We start from the raw sequence: 16,267 nt of genomic DNA, 5'->3' as shown, positions 1-16,267 counted from the left end.
TCGCGGGAATCCGCCTGCGCCGCCGCGCGGCATTTCCGTTGTTTCCGGCGGTTGCCACGCAAATTGGAATCAGCACACCTGGAGGTGTGAATCGGCTGGCTTACCGCGTGGCCGCCGCACCCCACTCGTGCGCCAATGCGGCCGCCTCGCCGCGCGAACCGACGCCCAGCTTCTCCAGGATCTTCGCCACGTGAAACTTCACCGTGGACTCGCTGATGTGCAGATCGCCCGCGATGTCGCGGTTGCGCCGGCCGCGGGCCAGCTGGCCCAGCACCTCCAGCTCACGGGCACCGAGCACCGTCAACGGGTCCTCGCGCGGGCTCTCCTGCGCGCCGAGCGGCACCTCGATCGTCACGGTCGTGCCCCAGCCCGGAACGGCGTCGACCTCCGCCTTGCCGCCGAGCGGTCCCAGGCGTTCGGTGGCGTGACGGCGGTCGAGGCTGCCGCACGACAGGGTGCCGGGGCCGTCGTCCCGCACGGTGGCCTTCAGCACCGTGCCCACGACCTTCCAGGTGACGTGGACACGGCCGACGTCGCGCTGGTCGTCGAGCATCGCGTGCACGGCGGAGCGGACCACCGCGGCGGCCGTCGCCGCGACCTCGGCCGGCACGACGCGGTCCGCGCCCTCCTCCGCGCCGGGGGTGCCCAGGTCCAGCCGCACGCCACGGCCACGCAGGACCCGGCGCAGCGACTCGGCGAGGCGGCCGAAGGCGTCGCCCGCGCGTTCCTCGGTCAGGGCGCGGTCCAGCTCGGCCCGGGAGCGCAGCTCGGTCAGTGCGGTGACGGCCAGGCCGACGGCACGCGAACGGGCGGTCGCGTCGTCCACGCCTCGATCCCGCAGCACGCCGAGCAACGCCGTCAGCGCGGTCCCGTAGGCGTCACCGAGGTCGGCGATGGTCATGCCACGCGCCGCCGCCGCTGCCCGTGACACCGCGAGCGTGGCGGGGATCGCCTCGTTGCGCAGACCCTCCGAATGCGCGGTCACGACGTCCCACAGCGAATGGGCCGGGGCCAGAAGCTCTTCCGGCAACAGCGTGTCGTCGGTCCGGAAGAACGCGAGCAACGAGCTTTGCTCGGTGACGTCGCTCGCCAGGACGACCAGCGGGACCTCCACGCCGGCCACGACCGTCCGCCCCTGCCAGGCTCCGCTCGCCGGCACCAGCGACCGCAGCGCGGCGATGTCGGCGATGGTGACCAGGGCACCGGGCGACTCGCCGCGGAACTTGAACGGCGCGAACGTGCAGTTGGACAGCTCGGCGACCGCGCGGTGGGGAATGGTGAGGCCCAGCGCCGCGGACAGCCGCGGCAGCGTCTCGCCCATGGGCGCCTGAATCACTTCTACGGCCGTCTGCAAGTCCACGTTCCCGAGCGTAGTGCGCACAGCAGGAAGTCCGGCTGGTCTTTCGACCAGGCGGAACTAGCCGAAGTACTGGCACGCTTCCCGCCGTCCAGAGATCAAGATCGATGTGTCACCACGATCGACGAGCACTGGAGCATGAAATGAAGGCGATCACCTACACCGAGTTCGGCGGCCCGGACGTCCTGCGCCTCGGCGAGGTCGACGAACCGCACGCCGGACCCGGACAGGTGCGGCTGAAGGTCGTGGCGGCGGGGGTCAACCCGCTCGACCACAAGATCCGCAACGGGTGGATGCCGCAGATGGCGCCCCCGTTCCCGGTGGTTCCCGGCCTGGAGGCGGCCGGTGTCGTCGACGAGGTCGGCGAGGGCGTGACCGGTGTCGCCGTGGGGGACGAGGTGCTGGGCTGGACCGTCACCGGTGCCTACGCCGAGCACGCGCTGGCCGTCGACTTCGGCCCGAAGCCCGCGGACCTCGACTGGGACCTCGCCGCCGCGCTGCCCGTGGCCGTCGAGACCTCGGTCCGCGTGCTCGACGCCCTCGGCGTCGGGGAGGGCGACACGCTGCTGCTGCACGGAGCCGCCGGTGTGGTCGGCGCCGTCGGCGTCCAGCTCGCGGTCGCCCGCGGCGCCACGGTCATCGGCACCGCCTCCCCCGGCAACCACGACTACCTGCGGTCGCTGGGCGCCATCCCGGTCGCCTACGGTGACGGGCTCGCCGACAGGGTCCGCGCCGCCGCGCCGCAGGGCGTCGACGCCGTGTACGACGCCGCCGGGCAGGGCGACCTGGAGGTGTCCATCGACCTGCGCGGCGGGACCGGCCGGATCATCACCATCGCCGACCCGAACGCCGCAGAGCTGGGCGTCACGTTCTCCGGCGGCGGCGCCCCGTTCGGTGCCCGGCTCGGCGAGTACGCCCGTCTCGCCGCCGACGGCAAGCTCACGGTGCGGGTCGCGGAGAGCCTTCCGCTGGCCGACGCCGCGACCGCGCAGGAGCTGAGCGCGACCGGTCACGCCGCCGGGAAGATCGTCCTGCGGCCGTAGGGCGTGGTCAGTCCCCGGTCGGCTGGGGAGGCACGACAGGGGTGCACCGGGCGGTCGTGACGGCCTCGGCGAGCCCGGCCAGTTCCTCCGCCTCCCCCAGGGCCGCCTGCCGCAGGTGGCCGAGGCCGCGGGCGAGCAGCAGTCCGGCCTGCTGCTCGCACCACTTCCGCCCGTCCTCGGCCAGTGAGGCCCTCTCCCGCGGGCTCGCCCCGCCGTGGACGTCGACGCCCGCGACCATCGCGGCCACCACCGGGAGGCCGCGGCGGCGGTGCGCCAGGTCGTCGTGCAACGCCAGCACGTCGTCCACGTGCTTGCGGGCCAGGCCGATGTCGTCGCCGAACTCCCGCAGGTGGCCGGCCCGGCTCCTGCTCGCGCCCGCGGCCAGCGCGCCGATCTCGCACGCCGCGGCCGTCAGCGCGCTGTGCTTCGCGGCCGCGACCCCCAGGTACCCGGCCATGTCGACGTCGTCCCGTTCGTCCATCTCGATCTCCTGGACGCAACCGTCCACAACGGACAGAAGAGCGATGTTGAGGATCATCACCCACGGCTTGCTGAGCCGCGCGAAGGCCAGGCAGAGCAACGCGTCCGCGGCCGCCACGACCCTGCCCCTCCCGAACTCCGCCCGCGCGCTCGCCTCCTGGGCCATCAGGTCGGAGTGCAGCCGTTCGTGCAGGGCGGCGAGCTCCAGCGCCGTCGCGACGCCGGTCACGTCCGCGGTGCCGCCGACGGCCCCGGCGCTGAGCAGCACGAGTGCGGCCGTCGAGAAGTCCTGCTGCCGCAGGGCGAACTCGGCCACCTCGCGGGTCTCGTCGGGAAGCCCGGCCAGCGCGGCCCGCAGCGGCGGCTCCACCGCGGCGCGGACGCGCTCCAGCACGTCCCTCGGTGGCGCGACCAGCTCGGCGATCGTCATGTGCTTTCCTCTCGGACACCGGGAAAGCGACGCTAAACCGCTGGTCGGGCACACGGGCCCGATCGCCACTGCCGTGTCGGAACGAGGCACGATCCGGCGAGCCGGACTAGGTTGATGTTGAACGGGTTGTCGCCACCATCACCCGGCCGTGACCGTCGTTTTCCTGAGAGGCTGACCGTGCGCTACACCAAGCTCGCCGGCATGGACGTGTCGGAGATCTGTCTCGGCATGATGAGCTACGGAGACCCATCGCGGGGCACCCACGCGTGGTCGTTGGCGGAGGAGGAGTCCCGGCCGTTCATCAAGGCCGCCCTCGACGCCGGCATCAACTTCTTCGACACCGCGAACGTCTACTCCGCCGGTTCCTCCGAGGAGATCACCGGACGCGCCCTGCTCGACTTCGCGCGCCGCGAGGACGTCGTGCTGGCCACCAAGGTGCACGGCCGCATGCGCGACGGGGCGAACGGCGCCGGGCTGTCCCGCAAGGCGATCTTCACCGAGATCGACGACTCGCTGCGCCGCCTGGGCACCGACTACGTGGACCTGTACCAGATCCACCGCTTCGACGCGTCCGTCCCGCTGGAGGAGACGCTGGAGGCACTGCACGACGTGGTGAAGTCCGGCAAGGCCCGCTACATCGGCGCGTCGTCGATGTACGCCTGGCAGTTCGCGAAGGCCTTGTTCACGCAACGGCAGAACGGCTGGACGCGGTTCGTGTCGATGCAGAACCACTACAACCTCCTCTACCGCGAGGAGGAACGCGAGATGCTGCCGCTGTGCGCGGACCAGGGCGTCGCCGTGATCCCGTGGAGCCCGCTGGCCAGGGGCCGCCTGACCCGCGACTGGGACGCGACGACGGCGCGCACCGAGACCGACGAGTTCGGGTCCACCCTGTACGTCGAGTCGGACCGCGCGATCGTCGAGCAGGTGGCCGCGGTCGCTTCGGCCCGTGGCGTGTCACGGGCGCAGGTCGCGCTGGCGTGGCTGCTGCGCAACCCGGTCGTGACGGCGCCGATCGTCGGCGTGACCAAGCCGGCGCAGCTCGACGACGCGGTGGCGGCGCTGGACGTCGAGCTGACCGACGACGAGGTGCGCTCGCTCGAGTCCGCGTACGAGCCGCACCGCATCGCCGGTCATTCCTAGTGGTGTGGTCCGGCAGCGTTCCGGATCACGCCATCAGCGCACGGCTTCTTTCCTGAGTTCCACCAGCAGCTCGTTCTGGCCCGCCAGCACCTCCGTGAGGATGCGCCTGGCCACTCCGAGCAGCTCGGCCACGTCGGCCCCCGCGAGGACGTAGACCACCGTCGAACCCTCGCGGGTCGCCGTGACGATCCCCGATCTGCGCAGCACGGCCAGCTGCGCGGACAGGTTCGAGGCCTCGACGTCTATCTCGGCGAGCAGGTCCCGCACCGCCTTCGGCCCGTCCAGCAGCAGCTCCAGCACCCGGATGCGCACCGGGTGCCCGAGCATGCGGAAGAACTGCGCCTTGGCCTGGCAGAGCAGGACCGGCACGGTCACTTCACACCGTGCTCGGCAGCCAGTCGCCTCAGGTTGGCCAGATCGGCGCCGTGCACTTCCGCGCCGTAGGCGTCCTGCCGTTCCGTGGCCTCGCGCACGGCCTCCTCCGCCTGTTCGATGCGGGCGAGGAGGTTGTCCCTGAACTCGTTCACGGCATCACGACCTGTCGAATTGAAGAAGTCTTCAATTCGACAGGTTGCTCCTGCTCAGGCGCGGGGTCAACCGCGCGGCCTCACACGAAGGCGCTCTTCCCGGTGATGGCCTTGCCCACGATCAGAGTGTTCATCTCGCGGGTGCCCTCGAACGAGTAGATCGCCTCGGCGTCGGCGAAGAAGCGCGCCACGTCGTAGCCGAGCACGATGCCGTTGCCGCCGAAGATCTCGCGCGCCCAGGCGACGACCTCGCGCATCCGGGAGGTGACGAACGCCTTGGCGAGCGACGAGTGCTCGTCCCGGAAGATGCCCGCGTCCTGCAAACGCGCCAGCTGCACGAGCATGCCCCACGAGGCGGTGATGTTGCCGAGCGACTGCACCAGCTTGTCCTGCACCATCTGGAAACCGGCGATCGGGCGGCCGAACTGCTCGCGCTCCTTCGCGTAGGCGAGGGCGAGCTCGTAGGCGCCGATCATCACGCCGAGCGCCTGCCACGCGACGCCGCCGCGGGTGGCGCGCAGGATCTCCGCGACGTCGCGGAACGAGTTGATGCCCTGCAACCGGTTCTCCTCCGGCACGCGGACGTCGGTGAGGGTGATCTCGGCGTTCTCGACGATCCGGAACGCGATCTTGCCCTCGATCTTCTCCGCGACGAAGCCGGGCGTGCCCTTCTCGACGACGAAGCCCTTGACCTGGTTGTCGTCGAGGTCGCGCGCCCACACCACGACGTAGTCGGCGAAGGTGGCGTTGCCGATCCACCTCTTGGCGCCGTTGAGGACCCACGCGTCGCCGTCGCGCTTCGCGGTGGTGCGCATGCCGCCCGCCACGTCGGAGCCGCCGAGCGGTTCGGTCATCGCGAAGGCGCCGATCTTGTCCATCGCGGCCATGGCGGGCAGCCAGCGGTCGCGCTGCTCCTGCGAGCCGCCGGAGTAGATCGAGTACATCGCGAGTCCGTTGTGGACGCCGAAGAACGTCGCGACCGACGCGTCCGTGCGGGTCATCTCCATCGCCAGCATGCCGGTGAGCAGGTTGCTGACGGCGGCGGGGTGCTCGCCGTAGCCCTCGTACGACAACGCGGTGAGGCCGGCCCCGCGGAACTTGTCGATCAGCTCGTGCGGGAACTCGCCCTTGCCCCATGCGTCGTTCACCAGAGGCTTGACCTCGGTGGTCATGAACTCGCGGGCGCCGAGCAGGATCTTGCGCTCCTCGTCGCTCAGCAGCGCCTCGTAGTTGTAGAAGTCGGCGGTTAGCTGGTCTTCCACGCGGTCCATCAGTTCTCCTCCAATGCGGTCAGAACGGCGAGCTGCCTGCGGTCGCGCGCCTCGGCGAGCGCCGAGTACGTGGAGGAGCCGTAAGCGTCTTCCACGGCCTTGATCAGCCGTTCGGGATCGTGCGACGGGGTGCCCAGCTCCAGGTCGCGCATGGAGGCGCCGATGTGCTGGGCGAGGTGGCGGTACCCACCGGGGCCACCGCCGAGGTGGGCGCCGAGGAACGGGCCGACGGTCGCCCAGCGCAGGCCGAGCGAGCCGGTGACGACGGTGTCCAGGTCGGCGGGCGTGACGACGCCCTGTTCGACCAGGTAGGCGGCCTCGCGGGACAGCGCCGCCTGCAGGCGGTTGCCGACGAAACCGGGGATCTCCTTGCGCTCGACGACCGGAGTGCGCCCGGCGGAGCGGTAGAACCCGACGGCCCTGGTGATCGAGTCTTCCGAGGTCTGCTCCCCCGGCACGACCTCGACCAGCGGCATCACGTGCGGCGGGTTGAACGGGTGTCCGATCAGGACTCGCGAGCCGTCGATGCCCTCGGTGAACGCGGTGGAGGGGATCGCGGACGACGAGCTGAGCAGCAGGGCGTGCTCGGGCGCCTCCCGGACCAGCTCGGCGAAGAGGTCCTTCTTGAACTGGAGGTCCTCGGGGCCGTTCTCCTGCACGAAGTCCGCGTCCCGCACGGCTTCGGCGACGCCCTGCGCCACCTGGACGCCATCGGGCACGACCTCGGCGAGGTCCGGCCTCGGGTCGGTGACCAGCACGGTCATGCCGTGCTCGGCGAACAGGCGGGCCCAGGACAGGCCGATGACACCGGCCCCGACGACTGCGACGGTCTTCATGCTTCCTCCAAGTAGTCGTGAACCGGCTTGGCGGGAGCGAGCGTCAGGTCGGTGATGATGTGGCTGGCGGAGACGACCTCGAGCACGGGGAGGTCGGCGAGCGGCGCGAGGACGTGCTGGAACAGCTGCAGGCGCGCCGGGCCGGTGTACGCGGCCTTGACCACCACGTCGGTGATCTCCGTGCGCACGAGCTCCTGCACCCGCAACGATCCGTCATAGTGAGGAATGGTCTTCAGCATGAACGTGGGAACCGTGATCTCCGCCTCAGCCTTGCGCGTGTCCAGTTCGTACTGCTTGTACCCCATCGTGGCCGTCGCCACCCGCAAGGTGCCGTAGTCGAGCGTGCCGACCAGGGCACCGCTGTCGACGTAGAGCTCCGGCGAGCCCATGACCTTCGGGTAGGCGCTGACCTCGCGGCCGGACGCGGTGGCGGCGAAGCTGTCGAGGTACATCGCGTGCAGGTACTCGCCGCGTTCGCCGTCGAAGACGACCTGGACCGCCTGGCCGGCCTCGGTGTAGGGGCCGTAGCCGGTGACGTCGTTCATCTTCATGACCTCGAACCGGACGAGCGGCTCGTCGATCTCGAGCGGCGCCGGGACGACGGCCCGCAGCGCCTCGGGATCCGTCCGGTACACGATGTTCAGGTACTCGCGGTCGAAGAACCGGGGCCGCACCGCGGGAAACGCGGGCGCGGTCAGCGGTGTGATGCCGAGCACGGTCACCGCCCCGTCCACTGTGGAGCGCGGCGTTCGGCGAAGGCGGTCATGCCCTCGCGGACGTCGGCGGTAGTCATCAACCGGGCGCTCTCAGTGCGTTGCGCGGCCCAGGGATCCTGCGACCGCACGACGGCCTTGACGGCGGCGAGCGCCAGCGGGGCGTTCAGCGCGATCTGCTCGGCCAGCTGGAGGGCGACCGCGGCGGTCTCGCCGTTCGGCACGACCCGGTTGGCCAGGCCCAGCTCGCCGGCACGGCGGCCGTCGATCGGCTCGCCGGTGAGCAGCAGCTCCATCGCGAGGTGGTGCGGGATCCGTCGCGGCAGGCGGACGACTCCCCCGGCGGCGGCGATCAGGCCGCGCTTGACCTCGGGCAACCCGAACTTCGCGTCGTCGGCGGCGACGACCAGGTCGCAGGCCAGTGCCAGTTCGAACCCGCCGCCCAGCGCGAACCCCTCGACCGCGGCGATCAGCGGCTTGCCGAGCTCGGCCTCGGTGAGACCGCCGAGCCCTCGATCGCCGACGACCGGCGACTCGCCCTTCAGCGCGGCCTTGAGGTCCATGCCCGCGCTGAACGACCCGCCCGCTCCGGTGAGCACGCCCACGCGCAGTTCCGGGGTCGCTTCCAGCTCGTCCAGAGCGGCGGACAGCGCGGTGGCGACGGTCGCGTTCACGGCGTTGCGGGCTTCCGGGCGGTCGATCGTGATCAGCAGCGCCGAGCCGACGCGTTCGGTGCGAACCTCGTTCATGACAGCTCCTTCAACACTTCGGCGGTGTCCGCGCCGGGCAACGGCGCCTGGCGGCGGACGGTGGCGGGCGTGGCGGAGAACCGGACGGGGATGCCGATCGAGCGGATCTCGCCCTCGGTGGGGTGCCGCACGACGTCGAGCAGGTGACCGCCGCAGACGTAGTCGTCCTCGTGCGCCCGGTCGAGCTCCAGCACCGGCCCGAACGGGATGCTGTGCTTCGCGCACACCTCGCCCCACTCCTCGGTGGTCAGCGCGGACGCGCACTCGTCGGCCAGGCCCATCAGGTCGTCGCTGTGGCCGGGGTCGATCCGCTCCCCCGCGACACGTGGGTCCTCGACCAGGTCGGGACGTCCGGCGGCGGCGAAGAAGTCGCGGAAGTTCTGCGGGTTGTAGGGCACGACGCACGCGAGGCCGTCCTTGGTGTGCACGGCGTGGTGCCCCTTGGCCATCGACAGGGTGAAGCCCGTCGGCCCCTCCTCCGGCACGAACGTGTGGCCGGAGAGGTGCTCCACCAGGTTGAACGCGATCATCGTGTCGGCCATGGGGACCTCGACCCGCTGACCCTCACCGGTGGCGTTCCGGTGCACGAGCGCGGCGAGCACGCTGTAGGCGATGGTCAGCGACGACACCTTGTCGCCGATGATCGTCGGCAGGTAGACGGGCCGGCCGAGGGCGCGGTTCGCGATGTCCACCAGGCCGGACGCGCCCTGGATCGTCTCGTCGTAGGCGGCGATCCCCGCGCGGTCGGAGTCTCCGCGGAAGCCCTGGGCGTGGGCGTAGACCAGTCCGGGGTTGCGCGCGGCGACGTCGGCGTAGTCCATGCCGAGCCTGCTCAGCGCGCCGGGCCGCATGTTGGTGATCAGCACGTCAGCCGTGTCGATCAGTTTGAGAGCGGTCTCGCGCTCGCCGGGATCCTTCAGGTTCAGAGCGACGCTGCGCTTGTTCCGGTTGACGTTGAGGCTCAGCGGCGTCATGCCCGGCGTGGTGCGGTAACGGCCGTTGCGGACGGTGTCCACAGGCGACTCGATCTTGATCACGTCGGCGCCGAGGTCTCCGAGGATTTGGGCCGCGTACGGGCCCATCACCACGGTCGAGAGGTCGATCACCCGCACGCCGTCCAGCGGACCGGCGGTGATGTCCTTCATCGTTCGTCCTTTCGCACCTGTTCGTCCTGCACCACCGAAGTTAGTGACGAACAGCGGAAAAGGGAACGATCAAGTCGCGAACAATGGTATGACCACAGCGGTCACACCATTATCTGACGATGGGCTCCGCGAAGATCTCGCGGGCGGTTTCCACTATTTCCGCGATGTCCTGCTCGCCTCGGTCGCGCCGCCACAGCAGCCCCGTGTCGAGCTGCGCCCGGAAGTCCTCGAAGGGCAGGATCGCCATGTTCTCCAAGCGATAGCCCTGCATGGCGCTGTCCTCGTCGAGCATCGAGACGGAGAACCCGAGCCCGCTCGACACGATCTCCGACGTGCCCTGGTAGCCGGTGTTGCTGAGCTGGATGCGCTTTTTGATGCCCAGCTCGTGCAGTTGCCTGTCCAGCTGCTCGAAATACGCGGGCATGATTTCCTCCGGTGATTTCGCATAGGCGAGATCGGCGAGATCGGCCAGTGTGACGGATTCCCTGTTCTCGAACTGGTCGGCGGGCACCACGGCACCAAGGCGTTCCGTCATCACATGGAGAGTCTCGAGAGAGGCCTCCTGCACGGGCAACCGCGCCAGTGTGAGCGCGAGCCTGCCGTCCTTCACCGCCGCGACCAGGTCCGTCGTCGTCCCCGGCCACCGCTTGACCTCGAACCGCTCACCGACCCGTTCCGCCAGCACGGCCAGCCGTTCCCGCAACGCCGGGTGGACCCCAGCCGGCATGCCGACGAACACGGTCGACCGCGCGGGCTTCGCCGCCTGGTCGAGGCGCCACCTGATGGACCCGACCCGGTCGAGCACGTCCCGCGCGATCGGCAACAGGGCACTGCCGGCGTCCGTCAGCGCCACGTGGTGGGTGCTGCGGTCGAAGAGCGGGCGCCCCAGCTCGTGCTCCAGGTCCTTGATGCGCTGGCTCAACGGCGACGCGGCCATGTGCAGCTTGCGCGCGGCCGCCGAGAAGTTGAGCTCTTCTGCGACCGCGACGAAGTACCGGAGGTGCAGCAGTTCCACGTGATCCAGACTAGGCCGTTCGGCTCACTGAACGGGCAGCGCCGCGAGCTTCCTGGACGCTTCGGACTCGCCCCAGCGGAACCCGATCCGCCGCGACAGCTCGACGGCCCCCGCGTACGACGCACGCGCCTCGGCGACCCGTCCGGCCAGCTCGTGCACGATGCCGAGGTCGAGCAGCACCCCGGCCTCGACCTGCCTGTCCCCCACCGACCGCGCGAGCGGCAACGCCTCCTCCGCCCGTTCCAAAGCCCTGTCCAGGGACCCGAGCCGGCGGTGGGCGTCGGCCATGTTCGCCAACGCGTGCAGTTCGCCCGACCTGTCGCCGCACGCGCGCAACGTCGTCAGGGTCTCCTCGTAGCAGGCCAAAGCCGCCGGGAGGTCACCCAGCGCCGCGTGCACCAGCCCCAGGTTCGTGCGCACGTAGGCGGCGCCCTGCGCGTCGTCCAACTCCTCGCGCAACGTCAGCGACGCCTCTAGTGACGCCACCGCCGCGGGCAGGTCGCGGCGGCGCCAGTGCACGATGCCGAGGTTGTTGAGCGTCACGGCTTCGAGCCGCCGGTCGTGCAGCGAGCGGGCCAGCGCGAGCGCCTCCGTCCAGTGCTGCTGAGCTTCCGCGAACCTGAACCCGCGCTCGCAGGCCGCGCCGAGTTCCTTCAACGCCTGCGCTTCCGCGCGGACATCGCCCAGCGACCGGGCCGCTTCCAGGGCGAGCACGTTCACCGCGGCCCAGTCCGCCACCTCGGACCGGCGGCGGAAGTACCAGGAGAGCCCGGCGGCGAACGCGATCGCGTCGGCCGGCGAGGCCTGGTGCGCGGCGGCGATCAGGTTGTCGCGCTCCTCCGCGAGCCAGAGGTCGGAAGGGGTGTCCGACAGGGCTTCCAGGTAGTGCTTGTGCAGCCGCTCCAGCGCCGGCTCCCGTTCCCCGGACGCCTCCGAGCCGCGGCAGCGCTCACGGGCGAACACCCGCAGCAGGTCGTGCAGGGCGAACCGGCCGGGCACCGGTTCCTCGACGAGGTGCGCGCCGGCCAGTTCGGCGAGCAACTCCCCGACGTCCGGCACGTCGGTCAACGCCCGCGCCGCCGCGACCGAGAAGTCCGGCCCGTCCACGAGACCGAGCAGGCGGAAGACCCGTGCCGCGGCGGGAGAACGCAGCTCGGCGTAGCTGACCTCGAACGCCGAGCGCACCGCGACGTCACCGAGCCCGAGCCGGCGGGTCTCGTCGGCAAGCCGTGAGGCCAGAAAGGCTGCCGTCCACTGTGGACGTGCGGCGAGCTGAGCGCCCGCGATCCGCAGCGCGAGAGGCAGACCTCCGCACCAGCGCACGAGCTCCGCCGCGTCCTCGACCTCCCCGGCAACCCCTTCGAGGAGCTGGAGGGCCTCGTTCAACGGCAGGGCGCCGAGCTTCACGTGCGACGCGTCGTGCAACGACGCGAGCGGGAGCCGTGACGTGATCAGCGCGACCGAGCCGGAGCCGGTGGGCAGCAAGCGCTTGACCTGGGACGTGCTGGCGACGTTGTCCAGCACCACGAGCAGCCGCCGTGACGCGGTGAGCGACCGGTACCGCAACACCTCCTCATCACCGGGCCGTTCCCCCAGCGCACGCAGGAACTGGCTCAACACCCGGTCGGAGGCGCCGTCGGACAGATCGGCGTAGAGCTGGCCGTCCGGAAACCCCGGCGCGATCTCGTGGGCCGCCCTGACCGCGAGCGCCGACTTGCCGGCGCCCGCCTGCCCGGTGATCACGCACACCGCGACCCCGTCCTGACGGAGCTGCGCCTTCACCAGCCCCATCTCGCGGCTGCGGCCGAAGAACGGCACCACGTCCGGCGGCAGCTGCCGGATCGCCGCCGCCCCAACGGGTTTGGCGCGCAGGATCTCGGCCTGAAGCCGCCGCAACGACTCCCCCGGCTCGACGCCGAGCTCGTCCAGCAGCACCCGGCGGCACTCCAGGTAGGCGGAGAGCGCCTCGGCGGGCCGTCCCGCGCGATGCAGCGCGAGCATCTGCTGCTCGCGCAGGCGTTCGTTCAACGGGTGCTCGCGCACCCACTCGGTGAGGTCCGCGACGATTTCACCGTGCCGGCCGAGGTCGAGCTCCGCCTCGGCGCACTCGACGCGGGCAGCGAGCCGCAGTTCCTCCAGCTGCGCAACGACTCCACCCAGCAGCCCGGAACTCGCGAGGTCGGCCAGCGCGGGCCCGCGCCACAACGCGAGCGCCTCCCGATAGCGCTGCGGCGTACGCTCTTGCCTGGCGATGTCGAGCAGCTCGGTGAACCGGATGAGGTCCAGCTCGGCGGGACCGACCGACATCAGGTAGCCGGGCGGACGCGACTCCAACCGAGATCCGACGACCTTGCGCAGCTGGTAGACGTACACCTGGAGGTTCTTGAGCGCCGTCTTGGGCGGCGCGTCGTCCCACAGCGCGCTGACCAGCCGGTCGACCGGCACCACCTGGCCCGGCTCGGCGAGCAGCAGCGCCAGCACGGCCCGTTGCTTGGGCGGCCCCAGGCCCAGGCGCACGCCGTCGTCGGCGTAGCACTCCACCGGCCCGAGCACCCGGAACTCCACGTCCGCGATCGTAACTACTTGACGACAGGCGTCAAGTACTTGCTATCGTCTGTCAAGTGGCGACCACCTCGGAGCACGTCGACCTGCGGAACGACCTGATCCGGCTCGTGACGAGCCGTCTGCTCGACCCGCTCGAGATCCTTCTGCCGCAGGCCGATCTCACCGGTCTGCGGCACTCCGTCGAGGCCGACGCCGAGATGTGGGCGGCACAGCTGCTGGGCCCGGACGACGCGGTGGCCCGGCAGACCGCGGTCCGCCTCATGACGGTGCTGCACCCCGGCGACACCCCGTTCGACCCGCCCGACACGTGGTGGTCGACGCCGCTGGGCCGGGTGGCCGCCCGTCGCGTCGGCCACCCGAGCAAGCAGGGCGTGTCCTTCGGGGTGGCCGGCGCGATGCTCGGCATCACCCGCCAGGGCGTCCACGACCTGGTCAACCGCGACAAGCTCGTGCGCCACGCCGACGGCGGCGTGACCGTCGACTCGATCCGCGCACGGCTCAGCCTGAGGAGACAACAGTGAAACTGGCGGCTCGCGAGTACGGCTCCGGCGGTCAGCCGTTCCTGCTCCTGCACGGCCTGGGCGGCGACATGTCGGTGTGGGAGACGCTTGCACCGCAGCTGAACGGCCGTGCGGTGGCCGTGGACCTGCGCGGGCACGGCCAGTCCCCCGACGGCCCGTGGGACTGGGAGGCCGTTCTCGACGACCTCGACACGACAACCGTCCACTTCGGACTAGCAGACCCCGTGGTCGTCGGCCACTCACTGGGCGGCATCCTCGCCGCCATGTGGGCGCTCCGGCACCCGTCGTGCCCGGCCGCGGTGAGCTTGGACGGACACCGTTCCGCCACAACGGATCCGGAGAACTACGCGGGACTGCCCGACGAGCAGCTCCAGACCGGCCTGGCACGCCTGAACGCCCTCTTCACCGCCCAGCTGGAGACGATCACCCGCCCGGACCGCTCGATCACGTCGTTCTTGCGCACCGCACCGGAGTTCATGGACGCGCTGCCGGTCTTCGCCAAGGCGACCAGCCCGTTCCTGCTCGTCCTCGCCACGAGGAACCTGCCGGTACCGCCCGATCTCCTGCCACTGATGGACGCCCACCGAGCGGGCCTGCGCCGCGACCTGCCGACCATCTGCCCGAACGTCCGCGTGCACGAGATCGACGCGACGCACGGCATGGTCGTCGAACGACCGGCCGAGATCGCGGCGATCGTGAATCACTTCGTGAGCAACCGCTCCAACGCCTGACGGGCCCTGCGCGGCGCGGCGGCGTCGCGCTCCAGCTGCAGGAAGTGGTTGAGCGCCAGCATGACCCCGAGGATCTCGTAGATCAGCTGGTCGACGTCCGCGTCCCCCGGCAGCTCGCCATCGCTGACCGCCCGCCGGATGTGGATCCTCAGGTCGCGGCGCCACAACGCGTTCATGCCGGCCAGCGCGTCCCGCACCGGCCCGCTCCGCCCGTCGAACTCCGCTGTGGCCGCCGTGAAGAAGCAGCCCCCTGGCAACACGTTGCGCTCGAGGTACGACACCCACGCCTCGGTGACCGCCTTGAGCCGCGTCAGCCCGGACGGCATCTGCTTGACCTTGCGCGGCACCTCGCGCTGGAAGACCTCGGCGGCCTGGTCGACCACCGCGAGCTGCAACGCCTCCTTGGTCCCGAAGTGCCCCAGCAACCCGGCCTTGCTCATCCCGAGCTCGGCGGCGAGCCGCCCGATCGTCAACCCCTCGAGCCCTTCGGCCGAAGCGATGGCGAGACTCCGGTCCAGGATGCGCTGCCGGGTCTCCAGCGTGTCGGCAACGGATCGGCGCGGGCTCATCGTCACAGTTTACGACCCTTTAGCTACCGACCGATCGGTTGCTATATTCGCCGCGTCGCAGTCCAGGCCTCGCAGAAGGAGCCACCGTGTCCGGATCCCGTGTCGTAGCGCTAGGCCACCACCAACCAGAACGGGTGCTGACCAACGCCGACCTGGAAAAGATGGTCGACACGAACGACGAGTGGATCCTCCAGCGCACCGGCATCTCCACCCGCCGCATCGCCGCTCCCACGGAAACCGTGGCGGACATGGCCTCCAGCGCAGCCGCCAAGGCCCTGGCGAACTCGGGCCTGGCCCCGTCCGACATCGGCCAGGTCATCGTGGCCACCTGCTCCGCCATAGACCGCAGCCCGTCGACCGCAGCCCAGGTGGCCGCACGCCTGGGCATTCCCACAGCAGTGTGCTTCGACCTGAACAACGCCTGCGCGGGCTTCTGCACCGCCCTGGCCACCGCAGACCACACCATCCGAGCAGGCGCCGCCCACCACGCACTGGTGATCGGCGCGGAAAAGATGTCCGACCTGGTCGACTGGACCGACCGTTCCTCCTGCATCCTGCTGGGCGACGGCGCGGGCGCAGCGGTGGTCAGCGCCTCCGACAACGCCGGCATCAGCCCCGTCACCTGGGGCTCAGACCCCTCCCGCAGCAACACGGTCCGCCTGGTGAACGAGTGGCAGCCGCGCTTCGAGCAGGAAGGCCAAGCAGTCTTCCGCTGGGCCACCAGCGAACTTCCTTCGATCGCGGCCCAGGCCTGCGAACGCGCGGGCATCGCCACCACCGACCTCGCAGGCGTGGTCACGCACCAGGCGAACCTCCGCATCATCGAAGCGATGACCCGCAAGCTCAAGCTCCGCGACGACGTGGTGATCGGCCGCGATGTAGTCGTCTCGGGCAACACCTCGGCGGCTTCGGTCCCACTCGCCCTGTCGAAGATGGTGGAACGCGGCGAGCTCCCGTCAGGCCAGCCAGTCCTCCTCTTCGCCTTCGGCGGCGGCCTTTCCTGGGCGGGTCAGGTAATCACCACTCCCTGATCCCCACAGGCAGCCACTCGCACGGCACCAACGCAAGGCAACCACCCACACGGCAACGCGGGCCAACGGCGAAGCCAAGGCACACCCGAAGCCGCGATGCGAAGCGAGCCGGACAGCCTTGTGAACCGCCGGTGAGCGGTG

At 70.6% G+C, this 16,267-nt stretch carries 17 protein-coding genes; 5 read left to right on the top strand and 12 right to left on the bottom strand.

Going from position 1 to position 16,267, the window contains the following annotated elements; genetic code table 11:
- Positions 1 to 100 precede the first annotated feature (100 nt).
- Positions 101 to 1,360 (bottom strand): helix-turn-helix transcriptional regulator, encoded by a 1,260-nt coding sequence (locus VM306_RS36525; protein WP_325523206.1) that lies wholly within the window; start codon positions 1,358 to 1,360, stop codon positions 101 to 103.
- A 140-nt stretch (positions 1,361 to 1,500) separates the two neighbouring features.
- On the opposite strand from VM306_RS36525, the gene VM306_RS36520 reads away from it, so the two are divergent.
- The gene (locus VM306_RS36520; protein ID WP_325523204.1) at positions 1,501 to 2,400 is read left to right on the top strand and encodes an NADP-dependent oxidoreductase; all 900 of its coding nucleotides are present in this window, start codon (positions 1,501 to 1,503) and stop codon (positions 2,398 to 2,400) included.
- Positions 2,401 to 2,407: 7 nt separating this feature from the next.
- On the opposite strand, the gene VM306_RS36515 is transcribed toward VM306_RS36520, so the two are convergent.
- Complete coding sequence (locus tag VM306_RS36515; RefSeq protein ID WP_325523202.1) at positions 2,408 to 3,310, bottom strand: polyprenyl synthetase family protein; 903 nt, start codon at positions 3,308 to 3,310, stop codon at positions 2,408 to 2,410.
- A 177-nt stretch (positions 3,311 to 3,487) separates the two neighbouring features.
- Here VM306_RS36515 and VM306_RS36510 point away from each other — a divergent pair, with 177 nt between their 5' ends.
- Entirely contained in the window at positions 3,488 to 4,453 is a 966-nt protein-coding gene (locus tag VM306_RS36510; protein ID WP_325523200.1) for an aldo/keto reductase, read from the top strand.
- 33 nt (positions 4,454 to 4,486) lie between these two features.
- Here the strand turns inward: VM306_RS36510 and VM306_RS36505 are convergent, their stop codons facing one another.
- The 9 genes from VM306_RS36505 to VM306_RS36465 all read right to left on the bottom strand — a co-directional run bounded on the left by VM306_RS36505 (position 4,487) and on the right by VM306_RS36465 (position 13,274).
- Positions 4,487 to 4,822, bottom strand: coding sequence for a metalloregulator ArsR/SmtB family transcription factor (locus tag VM306_RS36505; protein ID WP_325523248.1), 336 nt, complete (start codon positions 4,820 to 4,822; stop codon positions 4,487 to 4,489).
- 2 nt (positions 4,823 to 4,824) lie between these two features.
- Positions 4,825 to 4,980: a hypothetical protein gene (locus VM306_RS36500; RefSeq protein ID WP_325523198.1), complete on the bottom strand. Its 156-nt coding sequence runs from the start codon at positions 4,978 to 4,980 to the stop codon at positions 4,825 to 4,827.
- An 80-nt stretch (positions 4,981 to 5,060) separates the two neighbouring features.
- Positions 5,061 to 6,251 carry an acyl-CoA dehydrogenase family protein gene (locus VM306_RS36495; RefSeq protein ID WP_325523196.1) on the bottom strand — a complete coding sequence of 397 codons (1,191 nt, stop codon included), beginning with the start codon at positions 6,249 to 6,251 and terminating at the stop codon, positions 5,061 to 5,063.
- Positions 6,251 to 7,087, bottom strand: coding sequence for a 3-hydroxyacyl-CoA dehydrogenase NAD-binding domain-containing protein (locus tag VM306_RS36490; protein ID WP_325523194.1), 837 nt, complete (start codon positions 7,085 to 7,087; stop codon positions 6,251 to 6,253). The genes VM306_RS36495 and VM306_RS36490 overlap by 1 nt, the downstream gene beginning before the upstream one ends.
- Positions 7,084 to 7,809 carry an acetoacetate decarboxylase gene (locus VM306_RS36485; RefSeq protein WP_325523191.1) on the bottom strand — a complete coding sequence of 242 codons (726 nt, stop codon included), beginning with the start codon at positions 7,807 to 7,809 and terminating at the stop codon, positions 7,084 to 7,086. Before VM306_RS36485 ends, VM306_RS36490 begins: the two co-directional genes overlap by 4 nt.
- Entirely contained in the window at positions 7,806 to 8,549 is a 744-nt protein-coding gene (locus VM306_RS36480) for a crotonase/enoyl-CoA hydratase family protein (protein WP_325523189.1), read from the bottom strand. Before VM306_RS36480 ends, VM306_RS36485 begins: the two co-directional genes overlap by 4 nt.
- Positions 8,546 to 9,694 (bottom strand): CoA transferase, encoded by a 1,149-nt coding sequence (locus tag VM306_RS36475; RefSeq protein WP_325523187.1) that lies wholly within the window; start codon positions 9,692 to 9,694, stop codon positions 8,546 to 8,548. Before VM306_RS36475 ends, VM306_RS36480 begins: the two co-directional genes overlap by 4 nt.
- Before the next feature lie 109 nt (positions 9,695 to 9,803).
- Positions 9,804 to 10,709 carry a LysR family transcriptional regulator gene (locus tag VM306_RS36470; RefSeq protein WP_325523185.1) on the bottom strand — a complete coding sequence of 302 codons (906 nt, stop codon included), beginning with the start codon at positions 10,707 to 10,709 and terminating at the stop codon, positions 9,804 to 9,806.
- Positions 10,710 to 10,733: 24 nt separating this feature from the next.
- Positions 10,734 to 13,274, bottom strand: coding sequence for an AfsR/SARP family transcriptional regulator (locus VM306_RS36465; RefSeq protein WP_325523183.1), 2,541 nt, complete (start codon positions 13,272 to 13,274; stop codon positions 10,734 to 10,736).
- Positions 13,275 to 13,330: 56 nt separating this feature from the next.
- Here VM306_RS36465 and VM306_RS36460 point away from each other — a divergent pair, with 56 nt between their 5' ends.
- Both VM306_RS36460 and VM306_RS36455 read left to right on the top strand, forming a co-directional pair.
- Positions 13,331 to 13,795 carry a hypothetical protein gene (locus tag VM306_RS36460; RefSeq protein ID WP_325523181.1) on the top strand — a complete coding sequence of 155 codons (465 nt, stop codon included), beginning with the start codon at positions 13,331 to 13,333 and terminating at the stop codon, positions 13,793 to 13,795.
- Positions 13,792 to 14,526, top strand: a complete 735-nt coding sequence (locus VM306_RS36455; RefSeq protein WP_325523179.1) for an alpha/beta hydrolase — start codon at positions 13,792 to 13,794, stop codon at positions 14,524 to 14,526. Before VM306_RS36460 ends, VM306_RS36455 begins: the two co-directional genes overlap by 4 nt.
- Here the strand turns inward: VM306_RS36455 and VM306_RS36450 are convergent.
- Positions 14,496 to 15,095: a TetR/AcrR family transcriptional regulator gene (locus VM306_RS36450; protein WP_325523177.1), complete on the bottom strand. Its 600-nt coding sequence runs from the start codon at positions 15,093 to 15,095 to the stop codon at positions 14,496 to 14,498. The genes VM306_RS36455 and VM306_RS36450 overlap by 31 nt on opposite strands.
- Before the next feature lie 86 nt (positions 15,096 to 15,181).
- On the opposite strand from VM306_RS36450, the gene VM306_RS36445 reads away from it, so the two are divergent.
- Positions 15,182 to 16,126, top strand: coding sequence for a beta-ketoacyl-ACP synthase III (locus VM306_RS36445; protein WP_325523175.1), 945 nt, complete (start codon positions 15,182 to 15,184; stop codon positions 16,124 to 16,126).
- Positions 16,127 to 16,267: the final 141 nt, after the last annotated feature.

Source organism: Lentzea sp. (assembly GCF_035525475.1).
GTDB lineage: Bacteria > Actinomycetota > Actinomycetes > Mycobacteriales > Pseudonocardiaceae > Lentzea.
Note: the sequence above shows the minus strand (reverse complement) of the source record. Positions and strands in the feature narration are given on the sequence as shown.

Bases quoted from the DNA above. Each gene is read 5' to 3' on its own strand.
- VM306_RS36520 (WP_325523204.1), top strand. From the start codon at position 1,501: ATGAAGGCGATCACCTACACCGAGTTCGGCGGCCCGGACGTCCTGCGC.
- VM306_RS36490 (WP_325523194.1), bottom strand. From the start codon at position 7,087: ATGAAGACCGTCGCAGTCGTCGGGGCCGGTGTCATCGGCCTGTCCTGG.
- VM306_RS36475 (WP_325523187.1), bottom strand. From the start codon at position 9,694: ATGAAGGACATCACCGCCGGTCCGCTGGACGGCGTGCGGGTGATCGAC.
- VM306_RS36450 (WP_325523177.1), bottom strand. From the start codon at position 15,095: ATGAGCCCGCGCCGATCCGTTGCCGACACGCTGGAGACCCGGCAGCGC.
- VM306_RS36515 (WP_325523202.1), bottom strand. From the start codon at position 3,310: ATGACGATCGCCGAGCTGGTCGCGCCACCGAGGGACGTGCTGGAGCGC.
- VM306_RS36480 (WP_325523189.1), bottom strand. From the start codon at position 8,549: ATGAACGAGGTTCGCACCGAACGCGTCGGCTCGGCGCTGCTGATCACG.
- VM306_RS36495 (WP_325523196.1), bottom strand. From the start codon at position 6,251: ATGGACCGCGTGGAAGACCAGCTAACCGCCGACTTCTACAACTACGAG.